This is a genomic window from Pseudomonas fluorescens (assembly GCF_001623525.1).
GTDB classification, from domain to species: Bacteria; Pseudomonadota; Gammaproteobacteria; order Pseudomonadales; family Pseudomonadaceae; genus Aquipseudomonas; species Aquipseudomonas fluorescens_Q.
Genome location: NZ_CP015225.1, coordinates 682,246 through 705,523, shown reverse-complemented (window position 1 = coordinate 705,523; position 23,278 = coordinate 682,246). Strand labels below are relative to the sequence as shown.

The 23,278-nt window shown below is 62.4% G+C and carries 14 protein-coding genes; 6 read left to right on the top strand and 8 right to left on the bottom strand.

What is annotated here, in order from left to right:
• Window positions 1-232: 232 nt before the first annotated feature.
• From TK06_RS03060 to TK06_RS03050, 3 genes are read left to right on the top strand one after another with little or no spacing between them, the layout of a single operon-like run.
• Window positions 233-1,477, top strand: coding sequence for an exonuclease SbcCD subunit D C-terminal domain-containing protein (locus tag TK06_RS03060; RefSeq protein WP_063320761.1), 1,245 nt, complete (start codon window positions 233-235; stop codon window positions 1,475-1,477).
• Entirely contained in the window at window positions 1,474-5,115 is a 3,642-nt protein-coding gene (locus TK06_RS03055) for an AAA family ATPase (protein WP_063320760.1), read from the top strand. Before TK06_RS03060 ends, TK06_RS03055 begins: the two co-directional genes overlap by 4 nt.
• The gene (locus TK06_RS03050; RefSeq protein ID WP_063320759.1) at window positions 5,112-5,714 is read left to right on the top strand and encodes a glutathione S-transferase; all 603 of its coding nucleotides are present in this window, start codon (window positions 5,112-5,114) and stop codon (window positions 5,712-5,714) included. The genes TK06_RS03055 and TK06_RS03050 overlap by 4 nt, the downstream gene beginning before the upstream one ends.
• A gap of 143 nt (window positions 5,715-5,857) precedes the next feature.
• On the opposite strand, the gene TK06_RS33170 is transcribed toward TK06_RS03050, so the two are convergent.
• From TK06_RS33170 to TK06_RS03020, 7 genes are all read right to left on the bottom strand, one after another.
• Complete coding sequence (locus TK06_RS33170; RefSeq protein WP_003180680.1) at window positions 5,858-5,983, bottom strand: hypothetical protein; 126 nt, start codon at window positions 5,981-5,983, stop codon at window positions 5,858-5,860.
• Window positions 5,984-6,156: 173 nt separating this feature from the next.
• On the bottom strand, window positions 6,157-6,336 hold the full coding sequence (locus tag TK06_RS03045; RefSeq protein WP_003202673.1) for a hypothetical protein: 180 nt from the start codon (window positions 6,334-6,336) through the stop codon (window positions 6,157-6,159).
• Between the two features lie 156 nt (window positions 6,337-6,492).
• Complete coding sequence (locus TK06_RS03040; RefSeq protein WP_063320758.1) at window positions 6,493-7,668, bottom strand: lactonase family protein; 1,176 nt, start codon at window positions 7,666-7,668, stop codon at window positions 6,493-6,495.
• The gene (locus tag TK06_RS03035; protein ID WP_063325049.1) at window positions 7,655-7,951 is read right to left on the bottom strand and encodes a DUF5629 family protein; all 297 of its coding nucleotides are present in this window, start codon (window positions 7,949-7,951) and stop codon (window positions 7,655-7,657) included. Before TK06_RS03035 ends, TK06_RS03040 begins: the two co-directional genes overlap by 14 nt.
• A 160-nt stretch (window positions 7,952-8,111) precedes the next feature.
• The gene (locus TK06_RS03030) at window positions 8,112-9,692 is read right to left on the bottom strand and encodes an aldehyde dehydrogenase (NADP(+)) (protein ID WP_063320757.1); all 1,581 of its coding nucleotides are present in this window, start codon (window positions 9,690-9,692) and stop codon (window positions 8,112-8,114) included.
• A 12-nt stretch (window positions 9,693-9,704) separates the two neighbouring features.
• Complete coding sequence (gene araD1, locus TK06_RS03025; protein ID WP_063320756.1) at window positions 9,705-10,697, bottom strand: AraD1 family protein; 993 nt, start codon at window positions 10,695-10,697, stop codon at window positions 9,705-9,707.
• Between the two features lie 219 nt (window positions 10,698-10,916).
• Complete coding sequence (locus tag TK06_RS03020; protein ID WP_063320755.1) at window positions 10,917-12,239, bottom strand: MFS transporter; 1,323 nt, start codon at window positions 12,237-12,239, stop codon at window positions 10,917-10,919.
• Between the two features lie 193 nt (window positions 12,240-12,432).
• Here TK06_RS03020 and TK06_RS03015 point away from each other — a divergent pair, with 193 nt between their 5' ends.
• The 3 genes from TK06_RS03015 to TK06_RS03005 all read left to right on the top strand — a co-directional run bounded on the left by TK06_RS03015 (window position 12,433) and on the right by TK06_RS03005 (window position 20,083).
• On the top strand, window positions 12,433-14,169 hold the full coding sequence (locus TK06_RS03015) for an IlvD/Edd family dehydratase (RefSeq protein ID WP_063320754.1): 1,737 nt from the start codon (window positions 12,433-12,435) through the stop codon (window positions 14,167-14,169).
• Between the two features lie 349 nt (window positions 14,170-14,518).
• Complete coding sequence (locus TK06_RS03010; protein WP_063320753.1) at window positions 14,519-15,238, top strand: FadR/GntR family transcriptional regulator; 720 nt, start codon at window positions 14,519-14,521, stop codon at window positions 15,236-15,238.
• A 132-nt stretch (window positions 15,239-15,370) separates the two neighbouring features.
• Window positions 15,371-20,083 carry a dermonecrotic toxin domain-containing protein gene (locus tag TK06_RS03005; RefSeq protein WP_063320752.1) on the top strand — a complete coding sequence of 1,571 codons (4,713 nt, stop codon included), beginning with the start codon at window positions 15,371-15,373 and terminating at the stop codon, window positions 20,081-20,083.
• 807 nt (window positions 20,084-20,890) lie between these two features.
• Here TK06_RS03005 and TK06_RS03000 read toward each other — a convergent pair.
• Entirely contained in the window at window positions 20,891-23,266 is a 2,376-nt protein-coding gene (locus TK06_RS03000; RefSeq protein WP_063320751.1) for an efflux RND transporter permease subunit, read from the bottom strand.
• Window positions 23,267-23,278: the final 12 nt, after the last annotated feature.

Sequence of the window (23,278 nt, the reverse complement as noted above, 5' to 3'; positions counted from 1 at the left end):
CTTTTGTGGCTTTTGTGGCTTTTGTGGCGAGGGAGCTTGCTCCCGCTGGGCTGCGAAGCAGCCCCTTTTTTTGCGATTGCTGCGCAATCGAGCGGGAGCAAGCTCCCTCTCCACAGGGTCTTGCACCAAATCCTGCAACGTCGAGCAAGTCCTCGCCCCCATTTCCCAGTAAACTCTGCTTCTTTTAGCCGCCCCTCTTCACGCGGCCATCATCTGTTTCCTGGAGTACACCTTGCGTCTGTTTCACACCTCCGACTGGCACCTGGGGCAAAACCTCCACGGCCAGGAGCGCGACTTCGAACACGCGTGTTTCCTCGACTGGCTACTGCGCCAGCTGGCCGGCGAAAAACCCGATGTGCTGCTGATCGCCGGCGATATCTTCGACACCGTGAATCCGCCGGTCAAAGCCCAGGAGCGGCTCTACGACTTCATCGTCAGCGCCCATGAACAAAACGCCAACCTGACCATCGTGATGATCGCCGGCAACCACGACTCCGGCTCGCGTATCGAATTGCCTGCGCCGCTGATGCGACGCCTGCGCACCCACGCCCTGGGCCGGGTGCTGTGGCTGGACGACGGTCAACTGGACGTCGAGCGCCTGCTGCTGCCGTTGCCCGACGCCAAGGGCAAGGTCAAGGCGTGGTGCCTGGCCCTGCCGTTCCTGCGCCCTGCCGAAGTCACTGGCGCACAGCTGGGCGACGACTACCTGCGAGGCATCGGCCAGGTCCATGAGTGGCTGATCGCCGCGGCCAATAGCAAGCGCAAGAAAGGCCAGGCGCTGATCGCCATCAGTCATGCGCATATGGCCGGCGGTTCGGTGTCCGAGGATTCCGAGCGCAGCCTGATCATCGGCAACGCCGAGGCCCTGCCCGCCAGCCTGTTCGGCCCGAGCATCAGCTACGTCGCCCTCGGCCATTTGCACAAGCCGCAGAAGGTCAACGGTGAAGAGCGCATCCGCTACAGCGGTTCACCGATCCCGCTGTCATTTTCGGAGATCGGCTATCAGCATCAGATCCTCGACATCACCCTGGACGGCGAGGCCCTGGTCAAGGTCGAGCCGCGCCTGATCCCACGGGCCGTCAACCTGCAACGCCTGGGCCCGGCGCCACTGGCCGATCTGCTGGTGCAACTCAAGGACCTGCCCGACATCGACCTGCTGGCCGACGTCCAGCGCCAACCCTGGCTGGAAGTGCGGGTGCGCCTCGACGAACCGCAGCCGGACCTGCGTCACCAAGTGGAGACCGCATTGCAAGGCAAGGCCGTGCGCCTGGTGCGGATCGCCGCCGAGTACGCCGGCAACGGCGGCGCCGGCAATGCCGATGATGGCAGCGCGCTGGTGGAGCTGGATCAACTCAGCCCACAGGAACTGTTCAGCCGCGCCTGGCAGGACACCTACGGCAACGACGTGGACGAACAGACCCTCAAGGACTTTGCCGTGCTGTTGCAAGACGTGCAGATGGAGAGCGAGCAGCCATGAAGATCCTCGCGATCCGCCTCAAGAACCTGGCGTCCCTGGCCGGGCCGTTTGAAATCGATTTCACCGCCGAACCCTTGGCCAGCGCCGGCCTGTTCGCCATTACCGGCCCCACGGGCGCCGGCAAGAGCACATTGCTCGACGCCCTGTGCCTGGCGCTGTTTGGCGCCGTACCGCGCCTCAATAACACCGGACGCGATGCCAAGGTGCCGGACGTCGATGGCGAGATTGCCACGGGCGATCCGCGCACATTGTTGCGCCGTGGTACCGGCGATGGCTATGCCGAAGTGGATTTTCGCGGCATCGACGGACGCCGCTATCGGGCCCGCTGGGAAGCCAATCGCGCCCGGGAAAAGGCCGGCGGCAAGTTGCAAGCCAGCCGCCAGAGCCTGCGGGACCTGGATAACGATCAACTGCTGGCGAGCCAGAAAGGCGAATACAAGACCCAGCTCGAAACGGCCCTGGGCCTGAATTTCGAACAGTTCACCCGTGCCGTGCTGTTGGCCCAGAGCGAGTTCAGTGCGTTCCTCAAGGCCGATGACAACGAGCGCAGCGAACTGCTGGAAAAACTCACCGACACCGCCCTTTACACCCGCCTCGGGCGCCGCGCCTTCGACAAGGCCAAGCACGCCAAGGAAACTCACAAGCAGTTACAGGACCAGGCCACTGGCGTCACGCCGCTCGCCCCCGAGGCCCGGGCCGAGCTGGACCAGCGCTTCACCGAAGCGCAGCTGCAACTCAAGGCCCAACAGGCCCAACTCAAGCAGCTGGAGCAGCAGCACACCTGGCTGCGCGACCTGGGCCTATTGCAGGATGAACACGCCAGCGCCGCCGAACAGCTGCAACAGGCCCAGGCCGATTGGAACGCCCTGGCCGACGAACGTCTGAAACTGGTCCGCCTGGAACAACTGGCGCCCCAGCGGCATCAGTTCATTCGCCAGACGGAACTGAACCGGCAGCTCGAGCCCCTAACGGCGCAGATCCAGCAACTCACCCAGCAGCAGATCGACCTGCACGCCCAACAAGCCGAACTGGAAAAGGCCTTGGACGATGCGCAACAAGCGCTGGCCAGCGCCCGCCAGCAAAGCATCGACAGTGCGCCATTGCTGCGTCAGGCCTTCGGCGAGCAGAGCACCCTCGCCCGCCTGGCCCAAGACGCGAACCTCAGTGCCGAGCGCCAGGAACAGGCACAGCAGGCCTGCACCGAAGGCCAGCGCACCATCGACACCTTGCTCGAGCAGCAAAGGCAGGTGGCCGAGCGCTTGCAGCGCATCGCCGACGCGCTGGAACAAAGCACGCACCTGGCCCCGCTGAGCGATGCCTGGAACGCCTATCGCGATCGCCTCCAACAACTGATGCTGATCGGTAATCGCCTGAACCAGGGCCAGGCCGAACTCGCCACACTGGAACAAAGCGCCACCCGCGCCGCCGAGGAACTGGCCACCCGCCGGCAAGACCTTGAAGTGCTCTACAAGGAAGCCGGCGCCGAGCCGCAGGCCGTGGCCGAACAGATCCAGTTGCTCGGCACCCTGCTGCAAGACAACCGCAAGCAACTGCGCGCCTTCGAAGACCTGACCCGGCTGTGGGCCAGTCAGCAAGAGCTGGACAAACGTGGCGCCGAGCTTGAACAACGCCAGCAACGAGCGTTGCAGGAACGTGACCGGCTGGTGCGCGAAGGCGGCGAAGCCAAGGCCGAACTGACCATTGCCGAACAGACCCTGACCGTTACTCGCGAGCTGCTGGAGCGCCAGCGCCTGGCCCGTAGCGAAAGTGTCGAGCAGCTGCGCGCACAGTTGCAGGATGAACAGCCCTGCCCCGTGTGTGGCAGTGTCGAGCATCCTTATCATCAGCCCGAAGCCCTGCTGGAAAACCTCGGGCGCTTCGATGAAACCGAAGAGGCCAACGCCCGCAAGGCCGTCGACCTGCTCAATGAAAAAGTCATCGACCTGCGCACGCAATACAGCGGCGTCATCGCCCAGCTCAAGGAGCTCAAACAGCAGCAGGAACAGCTCGCCAGCCAGCAACAGAGCCTGGCGCCCAGCCTGGAAGCCCACCCATTGTCGGCGCAACTGCTGGCCCAGGATTCGAACAAGCGTGACACCTGGCTCGCCCAGCAGAACAGTCAGCTGCATCAGCACATCAGCCAGGACGAACAACGACAAACCGCCCTGCTGACCCTGCAACAGGATGCCGCGCGCCTCGCCCAACAACTGCGCGATGCCGAAACGGCAAGCCAGCAGGCGGCACAGCAGTTGAGCAACCAGCAACAGGAACTGGCCCGTGATCGCCAACGCCTGGACGATGAGTTGAGCCACTTCAGCGCCCTGTTGCCGGCCGACACCTTGCAGGCCCTGCGCACCGAGCCGGCCGCCACGTTCATGCAGCTCGACCAGCAGATCGCCCAGCGCCTGGAACAACTGGAACAGCAGCGCGACGAACTCAGCGAACAGCTCCAGCGCCAGCAGACCCTGGAGAAAGAGCAGGACCGCCAGCAAACCCGCCTCCAGCAACTGGAAGCGGTCCGCCTGCAATTCAGCGCCCTGAGCGAGCAACAACAGGCCTGCCAGCAGCAACTCACGCAACTGCTCGGCGAGCACACCAGCGCCGAACAGTGGCAGCAACAACTCGACCAGCGCCTGGAACAGACACGGGATGCCGAGGCGACGGCCAATCAGCAGTTGCAGCAACTGCGCAACGACCTGGTACAACTGGCCGCCGAACTCAAGGCCCGACAGGAACAGGCCCGATCCCTGGACCTCGAACGCCAGGCGCTGGCCGCCGGTATCGCGCAATGGCGCACCAGCCATCCGGAACTGGACGATGCCGCCCTCGAGGCCCTGCTCGGCCTGGACGACCAACACGTCAGCCAGTTGCGCCAGCGCTTGCTCAACAGCGAAAAAGCCATCGAGCAGGCCCGCGTCCTGCTCACCGAACGCGAGCAGCGCCTGCAAAACCATCAGGCCCAACACAATGGCAACCTGTTGCCGGAACAATTGGCCGAAGCCCTCACCGAGCTGCAAGGCCAGTTCGCCGCCAGTGAACAGCGCTGTGCCGAACTACGCGCCGAACAGGCCGAGGACCAGCGCCGGCAGAACGCCAACCAGGCCCTGGCCCAGCAGATCGAACAGGCCTATATCGAATACCAGCGTTGGGCACGGCTGGACGCATTGATCGGTTCGGCTACCGGTGATCGCTTCCGCAAGCTGGCCCAGGCCTACAACCTCGACTTGCTGGTGCACCACGCCAATGCCCAACTGCGGCAACTGGTACGCCGCTATAGGCTCAAGCGTGGCGGCAGCATGCTCGGGCTACTGGTGATGGACACGGAAATGGGCGATGAACTGCGCTCGGTACATTCGTTGTCCGGCGGCGAAACCTTCCTCGTCTCCCTCGCCTTGGCATTGGGCCTGGCCTCGATGGCGTCCAGCACACTGAAGATCGAATCGCTGTTCATCGACGAAGGCTTCGGCAGCCTCGACCCCGAGTCGCTACAACTGGCAATGGACGCTCTCGACGGCCTGCAGGCCCAGGGCCGCAAGGTCGCGGTGATTTCCCACGTGCAGGAAATGCACGAGCGGATTCCGGTACAGATCCAGGTCCGTCGTCAAGGCAATGGGTTGAGCACCGTGGAGGTAAAATGAGCCACGCCACGCTCTATTCCTTCCGCCGCTGCCCCTACGCGATGCGAGCGCGCATGGCCTTGCGCTACAGCGCGGTCGAGGTGGCGATTGTCGAAGTCAGCCTGAAGGCCAAGCCCGCCGAGATGCTTGCGCTCTCCAGCAAAGGCACGGTGCCGGTGCTGCAGGTCGATGGCCGGGTGATCGATGAAAGCCTGGAGATCATGGCCTGGGCCTTGGCCCGCCATGATCCGCAAGACTGGCGGTTGCTGGATGATCCCGAAGGCCAGACATTGGCGGCAGCGTTGATCGAGGAAAACGACCATCGGTTCAAGCTTCACCTGAACCGCTACAAGTACCCCGAGCGTCATCCTGAACAGCCGGTGGAGCATTATCGAGCCGAGGGCGAGGTGTTCCTGGGGCGGCTGGAAACGCTGCTTGAAGCGCGGCCATTCCTGGTGGCCGATCACCTGAGCCTGGCCGATGTGGCACTGATGCCATTCGTGCGTCAGTTCGCCCATGTCGACCGCGAGTGGTTCACCCAGGCGCCTTATCCTCGGCTACGGGACTGGTTGCAACGGTTCCTGGCGTCCGAGCTGTTCGTGGCGATCATGGCCAAATAACGGCTGCACACAGCCCTTGTGGCGAGGGAGGTTGCGCCCGCTCGATTGCGCAGCAATCGCAAAAAGGGTCCGCTGCGCGGCCCAGCGGGAGCAAGCTCCCTCGCCACAAAGGCAATCCTGCAACCCGATTGTTGCCGATCCGATCAGTCGCTCAGCAGACTCAACAATCGCTCACGAGCCACTTCCAACTCACCGGAATCCGGCTGCGCCGCCGAGACTATCGGCGTGGAGTAGAGAAACAGCAGCATCACTGCCAGACGCATCGCCATGGTGTCCATCCTTATCTGCGGAGGAGTCAATTTGTCAGCGTCAAATTTAAACACATGGCTAAATGATATTACAGCTGGTTTTTTCCAGAAACGGCGAAGCCTGCGATCTTTTCTCTTGCACCTGGGGTCAGTGAAGATGAAAAGATCGCAGGCTTCAGTCGTTGCGCGCTATTTCAGTGTTGGGTCTTGTGGTCCAGCGCCGCATAGAAGTTGGCGCTTTGTTGCAGGTATTTCTCGGTGTAGCTCTGGGTGCGATTTTTCTTGTCGCTGATCTCGACGCTGGCACTGGCGGGCAGCGCCACGGTGGCAGAGATGGCGGAAGCGGCGATCACGGAGAAGAGATTCAGATTCATGGCGGTAGACCTCGGATTCAGTTGGCTGACTTGCCCGGTTGGGCCGTGAAGCAAACTTACGCGCCGAGGCGTCCCGCGTTGAAATGCTTTACATCACTTGCGAATATCAGTCTCGTTGATACAACGGCGCAGGCCCCGAAAAACGGGGCCTGTGGGCTATTGACGGACCATGAACTTCAAATCGCTGGGCGCATCCATCGGCATTTTCTGCACGGTTTTACCCAGCAGGCCGGTCTTCGGATCGCGCTCGATCACCACGATCTGGTTGCTCTTCTGGTTGGCAATCAGCAGGAATCTTCCACTCGGGTCGAGGCTGAATTCCCGTGGATGATCGCCTTCGACCGAGCGCCGCTGCAGCTCTTTGAGCGTACCAGCGGCCGGGTCGATAGCGAATACCAGCACTTCGTTGGTGGTGCCACGGTTGCTGACGTAGAGGAACTTGCCATCCCTGGACGCATGCAGCGCAGCCGCCGCCCTGCCCGGCTGGGGTTTGCCGGCGGCCAGGTCGACCAGTTGACGCTGGGTCAATCGGCCGTCCTGATAGTCGAACACCGCCACTTGCGCGCTCATTTCCATGGTCAGCCAGGCGTGCTTGCCGTCAGCGCTGAACAGCAGGTGACGCGGGCCGCTGCCGGGTGGCAACTGCACGAAGGCTGGATCGGCAGCGGTCAACGGCAGCTCTGGATTGGCCTTGGGGTCGTAGCGGTAGATGAATACCTTGTCCGCCCCCAGGTCGTTGGCGAACACGTACTTGCCATCGGGCGAGGACACTGCGGCGTGGACGTGAGCCGACATCTGCCGCTCGGGGTTGACCTTGCTCGGCTGATGACTGCTCAACTGCACCACCGGCGCCAGCTTGCCATCGGCGCCCACCGGCAACACCGCCAGGGTGCCGCCCGGGTCTTCCACCACCGAGTAGTTACTGACCAGCAGATGCCGGCCATCACCGCTGAGGCTGGAATGGGTCGGCTCGTTGCCCAGGGACTGCACCTGATTGATCAGGCTCAGTTCATGGGTCTTCGGGTCAATGGCGTAGCTGCTGACCTTGCCCACCGGATCTTTCTGGCCCGGCCCGTTTTCGTTGACCACGAACAGCCGGGTCATGTCCTTGGAAAGGGTCAGCCACGACGGGTTGTCTGTCTTGATCACTTGCAATGGGTTGGCATCGAGCTGGCCGGTGCGGCTGTCGAATTGCAACCGGTAGATGCCCTGGCTCTGGCCGGCGGTGTAGGACCCCACCAGCAGTTGATGGCGTTCATCGGTGTCTGCCTGGACGCCCATGGCGCCCAGGCTGCCGGCCATCAGCAACGGCCAGAGACTACGCATCTTCATCTTCGTCGTCCTCATCATTGTGGCCGCTGGTGGCTTCCACGCATTCCAGATGGTGGTCGCCGGAGTCACTGGTGATGATCCAGTGATTCGAGGCCTTGTCGAACGTCGCGGCCTCCATTTGCGCCGGCGTGAAACGCCAGTGCTCGAGGGTACGGCCGTTCATGCACTCGACGTGCAATTGGTCCTGCTCGTCGAGGGAGAAATCGAACGCGTGCAGCCCGTCGATAATCAGCATGTCGCAGGCTTCGAGGGCATGCAGCAGGGTGTCGTTTACGGCAGTCATGGTGATCAGTCGGTCGTTGGGAAAGTTGTCATGATAACCCAATGAGCGAATGGACCTTGGACCATCACTTCAAAAGGGATGTTGACTGGACAATCGCCATCGCGAGCAAGCTCGCGATGGCGGCAGTCCATCAAACCTCAATGCAACGGCCCCACCGCGATCAGAGTGCCTCGCGCCCCGGCACGCCATCCACCAACCGCAGAATCCCCAGCGGGTTGGCATTCTTCAGCGGCTCCGGCAGCAGGCTGTCGGGATAGTTCTGGAAGCACACCGGGCGCAGGAAGCGATCGATCGCCAATGTGCCCACCGACGTACCCCGGGCATCGGACGTCGCCGGATAAGGCCCGCCGTGCACCATCGAATCACACACCTCGACCCCGGTCGGATAACCGTTGAGCAGGATGCGACCGACCTTCTGTTCCAGCAGCGGCGTCAATTCGCTGAACCGTTCGAAATCCGCCGGCTCGCCGATCATCGTCGCGGTCAACTGGCCGTGCAGACCGTTCAGCGCAGCGGTCAGTTGCGCCTGATCGGCGACTTCGACAAACACCGTGGTCGGGCCGAACACTTCTTCCTGCAGCGCCTCGTCACCGTTTATCAGCAGGCTGGCATCGGCCTTGAACAGTTGCGGCTGGGCCTGGTTGCCCTGCTGCTGGCGCCCGGCCAGGTGCTCGATGCCCGGGTGAGCGAGCAATTTCTGCAGGCCCTTACCGTAGCTTTGCAGCGTGCCGGCATTGAGCATGGTCTGGGGCGCCTGGTCGCCGATCAACGCGGCCACTTGCTGGGTGAAGGCGGTGAACTGCGGCGAACGAATGCCGATCACCAGGCCCGGGTTGGTACAGAACTGACCGCAGCCCTGCACCACCGAAGCGGTCAAGTCGCGCGCGACGCTCTCGGCGCGGGTCTCCAGCGCTTGCGGCAACACGATCACCGGGTTGATGCTCGACATTTCGGCGAACACCGGAATCGGCTGCGGCCGTGCGGCCGCCATGTCGCACAGGGCACGCCCGCCCTTGAGAGAACCGGTGAAACCCACGGCCTGGATCGCCGGGTGCTTGACCAGCCACTCGCCAACGCCACCGCCGTAGATCATGTTGAACACGCCAGCCGGCATCAGGGTTTTTTCCGCCGCGCGAATGATCGCATCGGCCACGTGCTCGGCGGTCGCCATGTGGCCGCTGTGGGCCTTGAACACCACCGGGCAACCGGCCGCCAGGGCCGACGCCGTGTCGCCACCGGCGGTGGAAAATGCCAGAGGAAAGTTACTGGCGCCGAACACCGCCACCGGCCCCAGGCCGATGCGGTACTGCCGCAGGTCCGGGCGCGGCAACGGCGTGCGTTCCGGCAAGGCGCGGTCGATACGGGCACCGTAGAAATCGCCACGACGCAGAACCTTGGCGAACAGGCGCATCTGGCCGCTGGTGCGACCGCGCTCGCCCTGGATCCGCGCCGCCGGCAACGCGGTTTCACGGCAGACCACGGCCACGAATTCATCGCCCAAGGCGTCCAGTTCATCGGCAATGGCCTCGAGAAACTCGGCCCGGCGCACCGCGCTCAGGCTCCGGTAGGCCGGATAAGCCGCAGCCGCGGCCTTGGCGGCAGCATCGACTTCTTCGGCCGTGGCCTGGATGAAATCATGGGGCAAGGCCTCGCCGGTGCTGGCGTCGACGCTTTGCAGGCGAGTCTGGCCGGCCGCGCTGCGCGCCCCGCCGATGTAGTTGTGGCCAAGGATCTGGTTCATCGCAAGTCTCCTTTAAAGTGTGCCGATAGTACCCGGGTTGAACACCGCGTCCACCGGGGCAATGCCATTGACCAGCGGCGCACCGAATTCAGCCTGGCTGATTTCGAACACATCCCCCGGCTGGGTGCGGATGCCGTCGGCGAACGACAGGGTCGCGGTGCCGAAGAAGTGAACGTGCACGTCCCCCGGGCGCAGGAACTGACTGTACTTGAAGTGATGGAACTCCAGGTTTTCGAGGCTGTGGCACATGTTCGCCTCGCCGCTGAGGAATTCGTTCTGCCACAGCACTTCGCCATTGCGCAGGATACGACTGGTCCCGGAAAGATGTTGAGGCAGCTCACCGACGCGAAGTTCCGGACCAAAACTGCAGCTGCGCAATTTCGAGTGGGCCAGGTACAGGTAATTCTTGCGTTCCATGACATGATCGGAGAACTCGTTACCCACTGCGAAGCCCAGGCGATAGGGCTTGCCGTCGTGACCGATGACATACAGGCCGCTGATTTCCGGCTCTTCGCCAGCGTCTTCGGCAAAGGGCGGCAGCGGGAACGGATGGCCCGGACGGACCACAATGCTGCCGTCACCCTTGTAGAACCACTCTGGCTGCACGCCGGCCTGCCCAGCCTGGGGTTTACCGCCCTCCACGCCCCATTTGAAGATGCGCATGGTGTCGGTCATGGCGCTTTCGTCGCCAGCCTGTTGATGCATCTTGTCCCGGGCCGAGGCGCTGCCCAAGTGGGTCAGGCCGGTGCCGCTGACCAGCAGGTGCGCCGGATCCGGGTGATCCAGCGGAGGCAGGATGCGCAGCTCGCTGAGCAACCGGGCGTAGTCATGGCCAGCGCCCAGGCCCAGGCTGTTGACCTGCTCTTCAAGCTTCACGCCCGCCTCGATGGCCGCCAGCGCCAGGTCGCGCACGCTAGCGGCGCCCTGCACTTCCCGCACCTGGTCGCCGTCGACCACACCGACGCGGCGTTCGCCGTTAGGCAATTCGAACTGAACTAAACGCATGAATTTTCTCCTGTGAAACAAAACATGAATATGCAGTGAACTGTGAGGCCCTCTTGCAAGCTCTTGTGGCGAGGGAGCTTGCTCCCGCTCGACTGCGCAGCAGTCGCAAAACAGGCGATTGTGTTTTGCCTGGATAAACTCGGCACCTGGTATTGGGGGCGCTTCGCACCCCAGCGGGAGCAAGCTCCCTCGCCACAAAAGCTCGCTCCCACAGTGACCTCAGGTACGCGTCGCTCCCCGGGCACTGGCCGCGAACTGATCCGCCGGCAGCACGTGCTTGCGCTCCAGCAACCGATACACCACCCCAGTCAATACCAGGCCGAACAGCATCACACAGGACAGGAAATACAGCCCCGAAGCCAGGTTACCGGTGTACTCCTTCAGCGCGCCGATCACGAACGGGCCGATGTAGCCACCCAGGTTGCCCACTGAGTTGATCAGCGCAATACCCGCCGCCGCACTGGCTCCGGCGAAGAAACGCCCAGGCAAGGTCCAGAACACCGCCGTGCAGGAAAACAGCGCGAACGCCACCAGGCACAGCGCCGCCAGTTGCAACACCGGCACCGACAACCAAGCGCTGAGGAACAGGCCAATGGCGCCCAATACATAGAGCACGGCCAGATGACCGTAGCGATCATTCAAGCGGTCGGAGCTGCGGGGAATGATCAGCAAACCGATGATGCCGAAGATGTACGGCACCGACGACACGAAGCCGGTCACCAGGTCGCTGCCGCCGAACTGCTTGATCAGCGTCGGCAACCACAGGCCCAAGCCGTAGATGCTCAAGGTCACCGGCAGGTAGAACAGCGCCAGCAGCAAGACCCGCTTGTCCTTCAGGGCATGCAGCGGATTGCCGTGGCGGGTCTGGCCGTATTCCTGCAGGTCTTTTTTCAGTTCACCGGTCAGCCAGTCCTTCTCGGCCTGGTCCATCCATTTCACTTGTTGCGGGCCGTCCGGCAAGTAACGCAGCACCGGCCAGGTCAACAGCACCGCCGGCAGGCCGATGACGATGAACAGCCACTGCCAGCCGTGCAGGCCCAGGATCCCGTCCATGCCCAGCAAACCGCCGGACACCGGGCCGGTGATCATCATTGCAATAGGTTGGGACAGAATGAACAGGCCCAGGATCTTGCCGCGATGGCGCACCGGGAACCACTGGGTGATGTAGTACAGCACGCCCGGGAAGAACCCGGCCTCGGCCGCGCCGAGCAAAAAGCGCATCACATAGAAGCTATGCGGGCCTTGTACGAACGCCATGCCGATGGTGATAGCGCCCCACGTGATCATGATCCGGGCGAACCAGCGCCGGGCGCCGTAGCGTTCCAGCATCAGGTTGCTGGGGATCTCCAGCAGGAAATAACCAATGAAAAACAGCCCTGCGCCAAGGCCGTAGGCGGCGTCGCCGATACCAATGTCGGCGCCCATGTGCAGCTTGGCGAAGCCCACCGCGGAGCGGTCCACGTAGGCGATCAGGTACAGCAGGATCAGGAAGGGAATCAGTTTCAGCGTAATGCGACGAATAAGCCGCAATTCCTGGCTCATGGGACCGGTCTCCGATTGTTGTTGTTATGGAACCTCGGGGGATTTCTCTCGCGAATGACCGCCAGGACAATCCCTCCGTTGAATTGGACTATATAGTAATACTATTTACCCAACAACACTTCCAAACCGCGTAAATTGCGCTTATGTTACGCTCACGCTAGAACAATATAGTCATACAATAAGAGAATCGATCATGTCTGATAAGAAACCCTCCCTGCGCTCGGCCCAATGGTTTGGCACCGCCGACAAAAACGGCTTCATGTACCGCAGCTGGATGAAAAATCAGGGCATCGCCGACCATCAGTTCCACGGCAAGCCGATCATCGGCATCTGCAACACCTGGTCGGAGCTGACGCCGTGCAACGCGCACTTCCGGCAGATCGCCGAGCACGTCAAGCGCGGCGTGATCGAGGCCGGGGGCTTCCCGGTGGAATTCCCGGTGTTCTCCAACGGCGAATCGAACCTTCGCCCCACCGCCATGCTGACCCGCAACCTGGCGAGCATGGACGTGGAAGAAGCGATTCGCGGCAACCCGATTGACGGTGTGGTGCTGCTCACCGGTTGCGACAAGACCACCCCTGCGTTGCTGATGGGCGCCGCCAGTTGCGACGTCCCGGCCATCGTCGTCACCGGCGGGCCGATGCTCAACGGCAAGCACAAAGGCCAGGACATTGGCTCCGGCACCGTCGTCTGGCAATTGAGCGAACAGGTCAAGGCCGGCACCATCACCATCGACGACTTCCTCGCGGCCGAGGGCGGCATGTCCCGTTCGGCCGGCACCTGCAACACCATGGGCACCGCCTCGACCATGGCTTGCATGGCCGAAGCCCTCGGCACGTCGCTGCCGCACAACGCGGCCATTCCGGCGGTGGATGCGCGCCGCTATGTGCTGGCCCATATGTCCGGCATGCGCGCCGTGGAAATGGTCCGTGAAGACCTCAAGCTGTCGAAGATCCTGACCAAGGAAGCCTTCGAAAACGCCATCCGGGTCAACGCGGCCATCGGCGGCTCCACCAACGCGGTGATCCACCTCAAGGCCATCGCCGGACGCATCGGCGTGCAACTGGACCTGGACGACTGGACCCGCATCGGTCGCGGCATGCCAACCATTGTCGACCTGCAACCGTCCGGGCGCTTCCTGATGGAAGAGTTCTACTATGCCGGCGGCCTGCCCGCCGTGCTGCGGCGTCTCGGCGAAGCCAACCTGATCCCCCACCCGAATGCCCTGACCGTCAGCGGCAAGAGCATCGGCGAGAACACCAAGGACGCACCGATCTACGGCCAGGACGAAGTCATCCGCACCCTGGACAACCCGATCCGCGCCGACGGCGGTATTTGCGTGCTGCGCGGCAACCTGGCGCCATTGGGAGCGGTACTCAAGCCGTCCGCCGCCACCGCCGAACTGATGCAGCATCGCGGTCGCGCCGTGGTGTTCGAGAACTTCGACGAGTACAAGGCCCGGATCAATGACCCGGAACTGGACGTGGACGCCAGCTCGATCCTGGTGATGAAAAACTGCGGGCCCAAGGGTTACCCAGGCATGGCCGAAGTCGGCAACATGGGGCTGCCGGCCAAGCTGCTGGCCCAGGGCGTGACGGATATGGTGCGGATTTCCGATGCGCGGATGAGCGGCACCGCCTACGGCACCGTGGTCTTGCACGTGGCACCGGAAGCCGCTGCCGGCGGGCCCCTGGCGGCGGTGAAGGAAGGTGACTGGATCGAGCTCGATTGCACCAGCGGGCGTCTGCACCTGGACATCCCGGACGCCGAACTCGCCGCCCGCCTGGCCGACATCGTTCCCCCGCAGCAACTGCTGGTGGGCGGCTACCGCCAGCTGTACATCGACCATGTGTTGCAGGCCGACCAGGGCTGTGACTTCGACTTCCTGGTCGGTTGCCGTGGGGCCGAAGTACCACGCCACTCCCACTGACCCCATCCATCCCCCTGTGGGCGCGAGCTTTTGTGGGAGCTGAGCTTGCTCGCGATAGCGGTGTAACAGACAACATCCAAAGTTGGCTGTCACACCGACTGTGGCGAGGGAGCTTGCTCCCGCTGGGCTGCGAAGCAGCCCCAAAAGCGGCGGACTTATGCAAAATGATGTGCGGGCTTTCAGATTTTTGGGAGCGCTCCGCACTCCAGCGGGAGCAAGCTCCCTCGCCACAAGGTAACCATGTCCCCGGACCAAACAGGTCACCAGGCCCAAGGGTTTGGCCTGATGAATATCCGCCGCGCCTGCTATCATGCGCAGCACCCCCTCGCACAGGATCGCGCCGCTTCCCATGGATTACCGTAAACCCTCCGACCGCAAGAGCATGCACGCGCGCATCGTCCAGGAACTGGGCATGCAGATCGTTTCCGGGCGCTTCAAACCGGACGATAAACTGCCCGCTGAAGCCTTGTTGTGCGAAGAGTATGCGGTCAGCCGCCCGGTGCTGCGCGAAGCCACGCGCGTGCTGGTCGCCAAGGGCCTGGTGTATTCGCGACCGCGGGTGGGTACAGTGGTCAAGGCCCGGCGGGAGTGGCATATGCTCGATCCGGATGTGCTGCATTGGCTGATGCAGAGCAGCCCGCAGAATGAATTCTTCAACCTGCTGACCAGTGTGCGCAGCATCATCGAGCCGGCCGCCGCGGCCCTCGCCGCCCAGTTCGCCGACGAGGCCGACATCGCCGCCATCCGCGAAGCCTATCAGCGCATGGAAGCGGCACCGACCCCCGAAGCCGTGCTGCAACCGGACCTGGATTTCCACAGCCGCATCGCCGACGCCACCCACAACGACCTGCTCGCCAACCTGTGCAACATGTTGTCGGTCGCCATCGCCGAAGCGCTCAAGCATTCCAACCAGCGGCCTAACCTGCATGAGCTGGCGATGCCACGGCACAAGGCGATCCTCACCGCCATCGAAAACCGCGATGCCCTCGGTGCGCGCCATGCCACCCTGGTGCAACTGGACGATGCCCGCAGTGCCCTGAATGTGGTGTTGGGCGCCGATCCTTCCTGATATCTAGCCCGGCCCATCCGTGGCCTGGCACACATTCCAGCCGCCGCGGCGGTATCTATATACCGCCCGCGCGAGCCCAGAGGTCGATACTTTTCCGGCGTCATTTCCAACGCCCCATGAAAAGGATTTCTCATGACCTCATCCTCCCCGGCTGACAGCCCTTCTGCGCTTGCACAAAGCGTCGGCCTGCAATTTTCCAGTCGTCCGACCTTCGAGCAGTTCGCACAACGCATGCTTGAACAAGCCATCCAGGAAAAGTACCCCACACTGGTCTTCGATCTTTCCAAGACTCGGCTGGCGACGCCCGATCCGGCCTCTCGCGGCTACTTGCTTGACCCCTTCATGCCTCGCGTCCTCGATTACCTGGCGCTGGGCACCCCCGTTGAATTCAAGGATCGCAACGGGCGTCGCAGTTTCCTGTCCGACTCGCCACCGCGCCTTCTCGCGCCAGATGACGGGAAACTGGAGATGAAGGTCATTGAAAAGCTGCTGCTCGAATTGCCCTGGACCGTACCCATCGGACTGGAGGACGCGCTGACCCGCTATTGGAACGCCAACATCGACACCGGCCCGCAGGACGACAAGCAGGACGGCACCAGCCGTTGGCAGTGGCTCAGCGAGGTACTGCGCAACCTTGCGCAGATCCGTAGCCTGCAACAACAGGACCTCACTGGGCAGGCCCGGGAAGCCCTGGGCCAGATTGTCCAATGGCCCGATCGGGAACAACGCTTTCGGCGCCACGGCCAATCGGCCGTCTATGCCTACAGCCTGGAGACCCGACTCACTCGGGACGGCTCCAGCAGTCTGTTGACCAGCAGCGACATCCTGTTGATCCAGTGCAAGAACAACGCGACGCTCTTGCTGCTTTGCAGCCCTGCGGGTGCGGTCCAGGTCTTTGACTCCCTGGAAGCGTTCACTCAGCACTGGGGCGCGCTGATCGCCAGCCAGTACATCGTCGACAGCGTCACCTGCCAGCGTAACGAGATCAGTGGCAATGCCTTCGAGACCCAGGCGGCCCTGATCCTGGAGCAGCAACTGGCCGACCTGCAGGCCGTGCAGTTGCCCGCGCGCATTGGCCTGCCCGACCTCCAGGCGCTCTATAACGAGTTGAGCGACCCTGCCCGCTATCTGCTCGACGCACCGCGTCCGATGCCGGTAACGTCGGCGCGGATCGCGCCCCTGATCCCCGACTGGTTGAGGCAGGCGTCGGTCCTCGACAGGACGAAAATCCAGCAATACAGCCTCGCCTTGGCCAGCGCCAAGAAACGCAACCAGGGGCGCACCTTTCTCAGTGATATCCAGGACATCAAGGCCTTTGCCGCCGACGCCTTGCTAAAGTGCATGGGACAAGCCAACGACAGCAGTCCGGTGAAGGCGCAAGCCAACCAATACCAGCCCGACGATGTGGAGCTGACCTTCAGCGCGGCGGCGGGCTATCCCGGAACCATCGGCATCGTCGAAAAAAGAACGATGAGCCTGACCGAACTGGCGATCAACAACCTCGTCGCCCGACCTGGCGTGGATCCGGTGCTCACTCATCGCCGGGGCCTGGCGCTGCCGGTGTGGCTGACGGCGGACTTCATCACCCGCAAGGGCGGCTTGATCGAACAGGTGGACATCGGCACGACCTACCCACGCTACCTGCAACAAAACCTGCTGGACGGTGGGCCTCGAACCCAGGAGCGCCAGCGCATGTTTGCCGATGAGATGCCCGCCCAGCTGCCGCTGGATGCCCTCAAGCAGCTGCTCAACCAGGAAAACGGCATGACCCGCCAAGGCCTGGCGCTGATCGAAGCCCTCCTCAAGCCCGACGCCGATGAGCAGCGGGTCGCAGGCCGCCCCGTCGTCATTCGCCACCTGGCGTTCCTGCGCAAGCCCGAAGCCCACCCCGATACCGTGACGAACATGTTCATCATCGAACCGGAGGACGTCGCGACGGGCCCGCATGTGCTGTATCGCCCGCTCTATACACCTTCGCTGCAGCAATACCCGACGCGCCAAGCCTTGCTGCAAGCCATCGTCGCCCCCGGAGACCTGCAGCAGAGCGTCCTGGCCTGGATGTCCGACGCCGCCCGCCCGATCTATGCCAATGGCGGCTTCCAGGAGCCCCATATCGTGCGCTTCTACCAGGGCGATGAATTCAGCCTGCCCGATAAGCCTGCCCCGGCCACCCTGGCGGTCGACAGTGTCAACGACGAGTTGCGGCAGTTCCTGCGCAACGGCGAGCTGATGCAATACCTCTATGGCAGCAACGCGCGGGCCCTGGTCACCCAGGCCGACCGGGATTCGGTTTCCAACAGCGAAAGTCGCTGGGCCGTTCTGCTGCATGGCGGCAGCCTGCTGTTCAACACGCTGCTCTTGCCCTTGCTACGCGGCCCAGCCATGGCCACGGCCTGGCTATGGAACCTGATGGCCAGCGCCAGTCAGGACATTCCGTCGCTGAGCAGCGAAGACGCGGTGACGCGGGAACTCGCCGCCGTCGATCTGCTGCTCAACCTCGGCATGCTCCTGCTTCAATTCCCCTCCATCAGTGCGCCGCCTCATGCCCCCTTGCCCGAATCGCTCAAGGAACAGGCGATGCGCCCTCCCGCGCCGCGCACCATTCCCGAGCAGTGGCCCGCACCCGCGCCACCGAGCATTCATGAAGGGTCGGTGGCCTTGCCAGGGGAACGCTTCGGGGACAGCGGCGCAAGCCTTGACCTCAGTTTCGCCAGCGCCCGCCGCCGGCTGACAGCGGAGCAACTCGCCCGCCTGCAGCGCTTTGAGGTAAGCCGCCCGGCGTCCCTGCCCGAGCCGACAAAATACGGCCCCTACACGGGCCTGTACGTCATTCGAAACACCTGGCACGCCCTGGTGGATGGAAAAATGTATCAGGTGACCCCTGAATCGGACGGCAGCGCGATCATCGTCAACCCGCTCGCCCCGCGGGATCCGGCCCAGAACGGTCCCGTATTGCAAGCGGATGCCCGCGGCAACTGGTCCATCGACCTGCGTCTGCGCCTGCGTGGGGGCATGCCGCCCAAGCGCCTGGCCAAACTGCGGGACATCAAGACCCAACGCGCGGCCGAACTGAGCGAGCTTCTGAAGAATTACTACAAGGGCGAGGCCGATGAGCAACGCGCCCTCGACACTGCCCAGGAAGTCATGACCAGGACCCAGGCAGGCAACTTTACCGAGGCGCAACGCGCGGACAAGCGGGCGCGGTTCTACAAGCTCCTTGAGAAGCAGACTGACACCTATCTGAAGCTGCTGGACAACGTCACCGAATACGCCAGCCACGACATGCAATTACCCCCCGGCATCATTCGGGCCTTGATGGAGAACGTGGTCAACAACGCCCGCAAGGGCTTCCTGATCAACGAATTCGAGCTGACGGCGCTGGATGCCGCCTATGGCCAATTCACGCAAGATTATTCGACCCTGCAAGCGAATGTCGCTGGCAACGTTCTCGACTATTTCAACTACCTGGACGCCTTGAGTGACATCAACGATCGCTCGATCTATTGGCTGGAACTCAGGGATCGTTACCTGGAAGCGCTGTTGAACCTGGGTGCCGCCGGCGCGCAAGTGTTCGAACGCCTGACCCGGGACCGTCCATTGGGTGAACGAACGCCATTGGCTACCAAGGCCCTGCAACTGCCTACGCTGGCGTCACTGATATTCAAGGATCCCGACTCCAATCTTCCCGAGAACCTGCACAGCGTCACCAAGCTGTTGATGGAACAGGCGCGCTCCCAATCCGACCTGAGCACCTACGAGCTGACCCCATCGGAACAGATCGAGGTCCTGGAAAGCCTGGTCGAACACTATGGCGCGGCACTCGATGCCATGCAGGGCATGAAAGCCCTCAATGCCGCTGACATGGACACGTCCTATTTCGGCAGGCTGTTCAGGCTGGTCGAGGGGCTTTATGAAGAGGCGTCCACGAAACTGGCCGCCGAGATCAAGCCCGAGCCGCAGCCGCGCAAACGCCCGCCGAAACGCAGCAGGACAGTTGCCGGACGCCCGCAGAAAAAGGTGATCAAAACGCGCAAGAGCGGCGTGTTGATCGGTGACTTGAAGCCGGCTGGCACGTCGCTGCCGATCGAGGTCGTCGAGCTGCGCTCCGAAGTCGACGACAGGCTGCTCGCCACCTATTCGCAACACGACGACGTCTGGGACCTCGTCGAGGTCCAACGACCAGCCCCGGCCCCCCGCACACGCTCGGTCAAAGCGATCAAGGCCGATGCACGAAAGCTGCTCGGGCAACTAGACAACAGTCTGGCGAACGCCGAGCGCTATAAAACCCAGTGCCGCTTCCCTCAAGAAATCGAGGAAATCCTGAGCAATGAGGCGAGTCGCTACCGCAAACTGTCCGAAGAACTCGAAAGAGCCTTCACGGCCTCGAAAAACCCGCGCACCGCAGCTGATCAGACACTGACCGAGCAGCTGTCAAACGCTGTTTCGCGTCTGACCACCCGAGGCAGTGAACTGCGCACCGAATTGAGCCTGAAACTGCCGCCTACCGACAGCAACCTTCGCTACCTGTTCGAGAAAAACCTGGTGCAAGTCGCGAGGCTCGGCGAACGCATAGCCTTGAAAGGAGAGCGCAAGGATTTCCTCCAGGAGTACGCCATCAATGACCGGGACGGCTGGCCGCTCTGGTACGCGCATTTTCATTACGAAACCGCCGACACGCCAAAGGCCGACTTTAGCGTCGCGCATTTGAAAACCAAGGAACAGCGCAAGGAGCACTACCATTCAATGCTGGCCAAGGCTAAAAGCCCTTACGCAGTGGTGAATGTGCATCGAGGACAGATCGGCAGGCCGTTGGCACAAAGCAAATTCTTGCCGTTGGCGCCCTGATCGCGCTGAAAGGGCAAGACGCTGCTCACGTGAGACCAGTGGCTCGAACTGCCTGATTCACCCAGCCCATCGCCAAACGCAAACCCCGTGGCGAGGGAGCTTGCTCCCGCTGGGCTGCGCAGCAGCCCCAAAAAGCCTGGAAGCATTCAGCCCGTTACACCGAGGCGCCTGGTTTGGGGGCTGCTTCGCAGCCCAGCGGGAGCAAGCTCCCTCGCCACATGAGCCCGGACTGAGAACTTCTTGTGGCGAGGGGATTTATCCCCGTTGGGCTGCGCAGCAGCCCCAAAAAAGCCTGGAGGCGATCCAGCCTGATACAACGAGGTACCCGGCTTAGGGGCCGCTTCGCAGCCCAGCGGGGATAAATCCCCTCGCCACAGGATCGGGGTTGGTAATAGCTGCTTGAACTACCTGACTAACCCAGCCCATCGCCAAACACAAACCCCGTGGCGAGGGAGCTTGCTCCCGCTGGGCTGCACAGCAGCCCCAAAAAGGCTGAATGCGATCGGCCAGTTATACCGGGGGCCTGGTTTGGGGGCTGCTTCGCAGCCCAGCGGGAGCAAGCTCCCTCGCCACATGAGCCCGGACTGAGGACTTCTTGTGGCGAGGGGATTTATCCCCGTTGGGCTGCGCAGCAGCCCCAAAAAGGTTGGATGCGATCAGCCCGTTACACCGAGGCGCCTGGTTTGGGGGCTGCTTCGCAGCCCAGCGGGAGCAAGCTCCCTCGCCACATAAACCCGGACTGAGGGCTTCTTGGATGATCGTTCCCACGCGGAGTGGGAACGATCAACGATCAAATTCAGCCAGCGATCAGTGCGCAAACAGCGAATTGCCCTTCTGCCCCGCCAGTTTCTCAGGCTTGATCAGGAAGCGTGCCAGCGCCGGCAGCAACCACAGCGCGCCAAACATGTTCCACAGCAGCATGAACGTCAGCATCAACCCCATGTCCGCCTGGAACTTGATGGCCGAGAAGATCCAGGTGCACACACCAATGGCCAGGCACAAACCGGTGAACAGCACCGCCTTGCCGGTGGATTTCAGTGTCTGGTAGTAAGCCTCCTGCAACGGCAACCCGGCCCGCAGGAAACTTTCCAGGCGGCTGTAGATGTAGATGCCGTAGTCCACGCCGATGCCCACGCCCAGTGCCACCACTGGCAAGGTCGCGACCTTCACGCCGATGCCCATGAATGCCATCAGGGCGTTGCCCAGCACCGAGGTCAGCACCAGCGGCAACACGATGCACAACGTCGCCGCCCAGGAACGGAAGGTGATCATGCACATGGTCGCCACGCAGATGTACACCAGGACCAGGATAGTCAGTTCAGACGCCTTGATCACTTCATTGGTGGCCGCTTCAATACCAGCGTTACCGGCGGCAAGGATGAACTCCAGGCCGTCGCGGTTGTTTTCCTTGGCGAAGTCCTGCACCGCCTTCACCGCCCGGTCCAACGTCTCGGCCTTGTGGTCGTTGAGGAACACCAGTACCGGCGCCAGCGAGCAACTGTTGTTGTACAGGCCATCGGCCCGGGCAATGGAGTTGTTCAGTACGTCAGGATTGCGCGACAGGGTCTCCCATTTCAGGTTGCCCTCGTTCATGCCCTTGATCATTTGCTTGGACACGGTCACCAGGGAAATCGCCGACTGCACGCCCTCGGTGTTCTGCATCTTCCACATCAGCTCATCGATGGGGGCCATGGCTTCGTAGCGCGAGCAGCCTTCGGCCTTGGTCTTGACCATCACCACCAGTACGTCGGAGCTGGTGGAGTAATTGCTGATGATGAAGTTGTTGTCCTGGTTGTAGCGCGAGTCCGGACGCAGTTCCGGCGCCCCCTGGTCCAGGTCGCCGATCTTCAGGTTCTGGCTGTACCAGAGGCCACCGCCAAAGGCGATCACGGCCAGGGCAATGGACACCGGGGCGACTTTGGCGCTGGCGAAATTCGACAACAGGCGCCAGAACGGATGCTCACGGGTCGCGTCTTTCTTGCTGCGCTCGACCGCACGCTTGCTGATGCCGGCGTAGGAGATCGCCACCGGCAGCAGGATCAGGTTGGTGAACACAATCACCGCCACGCCGATGGAGGCGCCAATGGCCAGTTCACGGATCACGCCGATGTCGATGATCAGCAAGGTGATGAAGCCGACGGCGTCCGCCAGGATCGCGATCATTCCCGGCAGGAACAATTGCCGGAAGGTGCGCCGCGCCGCTGTCAGGGCGTTGTCCGCCTCGCTGGACTGCAAGGCGATGCCGTTGATTTTCTGCACACCATGGGAAATGCCGATGGCGAAGATCAGGAACGGCACCAGCATCGAATACGGATCCAGGCCGAAACCGGCCGCATGCATCAGCCCCAGTTGCCAGACCACGGCCACCAGGGTGGTGGTCAACACCGCAACGGTACTGCGCATGCAGTTGGTGAACCAGTAAAGCAGGATCAGGGTGATGACGAAGGCCACGCCGAAGAACAGCACCACCATGACCAGGCCGTCGATCAGGTCGCCGACTTTCTTGGCAAAACCGACGATATGGATCTGCACGTTGGGGTTCTGGGCTTCGAACTTGTTGCGGATCTTGTCTTCAAGCTCGTGGGAAAATTTCCGGTAGTCGAGGGCGAGCAATTTGCCTTGGTCCTGCGGGTCGGGATAGGACTCCAGCAGCGGGATGTCGATGATGCTCGACTTGAAATCGTTGGCCACCAGGCGCCCGACCTGGCCGGACTTGAGCACATTGTTGCGCAGCAGGTCGAGGCTGTCGGCCGAACCGTTATAGCTCTGGGGAATCACCTCACCGCCAGCGAAGCCCTCCTCCGTCACTTCGGTCCAGCGCACGCTTGGGCTCCACAACGACTTCAGTCCGGAACGATCGACGCCGGAGATGTAGAAGACTTCGTCATGGATCTGGCGCAGGGTCTCCATGTATTCCTTGGAGAAAATATCGCCGTTGGTCGCCTCCACGGAAATGCGCACCGTGTTGCCCAGGTTCGCCAGGTCATTGCGGTGCTCGAGCATCTTCTGGATGAAGGGGTGCTCGAGGGGGATCATTTTTTCGAAACTGGTGGACGGCCGGATCAGCGTGGCCTGCCAGAACAGGAAAATGCTGACCAGCAGGCAAATGATGATCACTGCCGGGCGGTTGTTGAAAATCAGGCGCTCGAGGAACGTCGCCTTGTCTTGGTGATGACTGCTCATGGGGTCCGCCTT